This is a genomic window from Lachnoanaerobaculum orale (genome assembly GCF_003862485.1).
Classification (GTDB): Bacteria; Bacillota; Clostridia; order Lachnospirales; family Lachnospiraceae; genus Lachnoanaerobaculum; species Lachnoanaerobaculum orale.
The window spans coordinates 1-3,806 of the sequence record NZ_RRCM01000007.1; the positions used below are offsets into that span (position 1 = coordinate 1).

Below are 3,806 nucleotides of genomic sequence, written 5' to 3' on the forward strand. Positions count from 1 at the left end.
GAATTTTATAGGAATCTTTTTTCATAAAATCCGGAATCCAATATCCGATACCTAAAGGTTTATCTATATACAAGCCCTCATCTGAGGCATATAGCATAAATTTATAGCTTTTTGTATAAATACTCGTATTAAGGAAAAATAATACAAGATACTTAAGCTTATATATCCGCTTTTCCTCTGTCAAATCTAACAGTAATTTTTCTATTTCTTCAGATAGGCCCTGTATATTATAATCTTTATACTCCCGAATTTTTTCGCTGAGCCACCTGTATCTGAAACTTTTAAAATATTCTTTTTTTTGTTTTTCCCTATCCATCTGTCTACTTTCTTACCGGTTTTATATTTTGAAGTATGTCATTCACCGCTTTTTTCCATGTCCATGATAATGGCTCCCTACAATTAAACATAACCTGTACTGTTTCTCTACCTATTTTTCCCAAACCTGTTTTATGATATATTCTCTCATCTATTCCTGGTATAATAAAATCAAAGCAATACATTTTTACACAGCAGTCATTATCAAATTCATCGTATTCCAAAAACTTTATACCGTTATGTGCTTTTGCAAGAAGATTTCTAAAATCGGTTACCAAAGTTTTTATTTCCATATCTTCACCGACTTTAAGAAGGCTAATGCTTAGATTTACATCTCCGGCAAGGTTTGTTTTTATTATCTCAGGTCTAAAATTTGTAGGATATTTTATTTCTTTTATTTCATCCGGCATATCTATAAAAGATTCAGGAATATATATACTTAACAAGTCATCAAAGTACTGTTCTTTGCTAAAAGTTTCAAGTCTGCCTTCTATATAGTACCCCGTATCCAAAGACATAGCTTCAGCTTCGGAGTTCCTTACTTTTAGAGGGATAATTTGCTTATCATAATAATTTTCTGCCATTTAATCTATGTATCTCACTTTCACATTCTCATAAAAATCAATCTTCTCCGCTATTTCTTTGCTAACAAAGACTTCTTTTACATTACCTGATCCTAAGAGTATACTTTCACCTATATCATCCACCGACTTAGGTATATACACTCTCTTTAAATTTCTGCAATCTATAAGGCACAGCTTAGAAATATATATCAGCCCGTCCGGAAACTCTACATCTTCTAATCTATAGCAATGACCTAGAGCGGACTCTCCAATCATTTTCAGTTCTTTTGAAAAAACTATTTCTCTTATCTTGGATTGAGAAAATGCTTTATTTGCTATACTGACTGTTCCGTCTTTTATGATAACCTTTCCTCTTTTTTTATCTACAAGTTCTATAAGATGATTCCCGATATATTTGCAACTATACTCATCCTCTTTTATGCTATTATAGTACTTTGTGTCATAAAAAGAATTTCCTATATAGAGCGGTTCCCCCTCAAACTCTACATTTTCCAGGTTTATACACATACTGAATGCACCATCATCTATTTGCTTTACATTCTTTGGAATAAGAGTGTTTTTTATCAATGTACAACCTTTAAATGCTTCTTTACCGATATATTCAAGCCCTTGAGGCAGTTCTATATATTGAAATTTCTCACAATTTTCAAAAGTGTTGCCATATATATGAGTGATATTTTCAGGTATTGATATATTTTCCAAGCTTTTACAATTGGAAAATGCTGATGAACCGATATATCTCACGGTTTCCGGTATTGCTATATTATAAAGCTTGCTGCACCCTGAAAATGCATACCCTCCTATAGTCTTTAATCTATCTGATAAAACAACTCTTTTTAATTCATCATGTCCCATAAATGCACCGCCTGCAATTACAGTAATCTCGGTTGGAACCAAAACATCTTCCATATTGTAAGTTGCTTGAAATAATATATGTTTATAATATTTTAATCCCTCTGAATCTACAGGAAGTTTTTTATACCATTCTGTACCTTCAAAGCAATATGCTCCTACCTGACTGATACTGTCAGGTATATTTATTTCGCTAAGTTTAGTACATTCTCCAAAAGTATTATACCCAAGTTCCTCAACAGAATCACTTAAGTATATTGATGAGAGGCTTGTGCATCCATTAAATGTTGCATCATCTATATATTTTAAATTATTTGGTAATTCCACTTCTCTCAATGCTTTACAACCGGAAAACACATAACCTTCTATATGACTTAAAGTGTCCGGAAGTTTTACGACCTCCAGATTTTCACATCCCATAAATGCACCCATTTCAATATCTGTAATATTTTGTGGGAACTCTATATTATTTAAGTTTTTACATTCAGAAAATGTCATCTCTTTTATCTTTTTAAGTGATTGTGGCAATGATATTTCTTTTAAAGGTGTACATCCACTAAACGCTGATTCCCCAATATATTCTACACTTTCAGGAATTCTTATCACTTCCAAACTTGTGCACCCATTAAATGCATCTCTGTCTATTTTTTCTAAGCTTTCCGGCAGATTTATTTCTTTTAAATTTTTACAACCTATGAATGCTCTTCTATGTATTATTTTTACACTTTCCGGAATATATACTTTCTCTATACTCTTACAATCTGAAAAAGCATCCTCCATAATTTCTGTTGTACCTTCAGGTATGTATACAGTCAAGTTTCTTATATTCTTATCTAATAACCCTGCTTTATATTCAATAACTTTATTATCCCTTAAAACTAAATGCCATCTAAAATTTAAAACTATATATGATATAAAAACAGCTATTATTCCAACTATAATTATCGCAAAAATTTTATATTTTGATTTCATATATACATCCCTCAATACATCATGTACCTTCATTGCTCGATACTACCCTGATTAATTATCACATCATCTACATTTTTTTTACCTTCTTGTAATCCATTCATTATTCCCAGTCTTTCATACATTTGTATTTCACCCCATAAATACTTTTCTCCTAATGCAGTATTACCGTCAGTCCACGCTGATACAACTATTCTTTTATCTACACCATCACCTCTAATTGTGGCTAAATGGCTATCTTTTTCATGTATAATCAGCTTTATATATTTGCTATCAATATTAATCAAAAGCTGTTCACATAATATATGCATCTCAGATGAATCTAAAATATTTGCCAAAAAATCCACTATACTAACAGCTATTCCTACTTTATCATTTATAGCTCCTAATGTAATTATACCAGCTGTCTTTAATGCTCCTTTAATAATGTTTTCAGTCCTACCCTTTACCTCTTTTCTAAATTCAATGTCCAATAATGAATAATATAACATATTAATATATGCTTGATCTAAGTATATTATATACTGTTTCATAATAGAAAAGCCTAGATTTTTAGTAGACCAATCTTTACATTTAGGTGATAGTGTCCATTTTGCCATTCCTATATTATTGGAGATCATTTTATCCTGATTCCCAATCAACTTGCATGCAAACCCATCCCTTCCCGGGCAATCGACTTCAAAATAATAATCTTTGCCTCCATAAAGAATTATATCTATCCAATAGAACCAATAGTATGAATCGGATACATATCCATAACTATCTTTATTAATTTGAAATACATCATCAGGAAATTTCATTTCTTTATTTCCTGCATGACTTTTTATCTCATATGCACCTATATACTTGGTCTTTCCCCAACTTTTTTCATAAACAAATATACTTCCGGGGCTATTACCACTCTTAATATCATAAAATTCTATACCGAAGTTATATAAACCTGAATTCTTAACCTTTACATAACCTATAAAATCTTTTTTGTCACTTTTTCGTCTCCAATTTTTCTTTTCATCTTCAACTATTTCTACAGCATATTTTATTTTCACATTATCATAGCTTGGTGAAGTTTGCCCTGATGTCTTAAAT

General features: G+C 31.1%; 3 protein-coding genes. All 3 read right to left on the minus strand.

The window, feature by feature from the left end; genetic code table 11:
• Nucleotides 1-320: 320 nt before the first annotated feature.
• Nucleotides 321-899 (minus strand): hypothetical protein, encoded by a 579-nt coding sequence (locus EHW90_RS13150; RefSeq protein ID WP_124953113.1) that lies wholly within the window; start codon nucleotides 897-899, stop codon nucleotides 321-323.
• Nucleotides 900-2,723 carry a leucine-rich repeat domain-containing protein gene (locus tag EHW90_RS13155; RefSeq protein WP_124953114.1) on the minus strand — a complete coding sequence of 608 codons (1,824 nt, stop codon included), beginning with the start codon at nucleotides 2,721-2,723 and terminating at the stop codon, nucleotides 900-902.
• Between the two features lie 29 nt (nucleotides 2,724-2,752).
• Nucleotides 2,753-3,806: DUF4280 domain-containing protein (locus EHW90_RS13600; protein ID WP_243114028.1), on the minus strand; the 1,054-nt coding region annotated here is incomplete at its 5' end.

Coding starts and splice junctions, on each gene's coding strand:
- EHW90_RS13150 (WP_124953113.1), bottom strand. CDS start 899: ATGGCAGAAAATTATTATGATAAGCAAATTATCCCTCTAAAAGTAAGG.
- EHW90_RS13155 (WP_124953114.1), bottom strand. CDS start 2,723: ATGAAATCAAAATATAAAATTTTTGCGATAATTATAGTTGGAATAATA.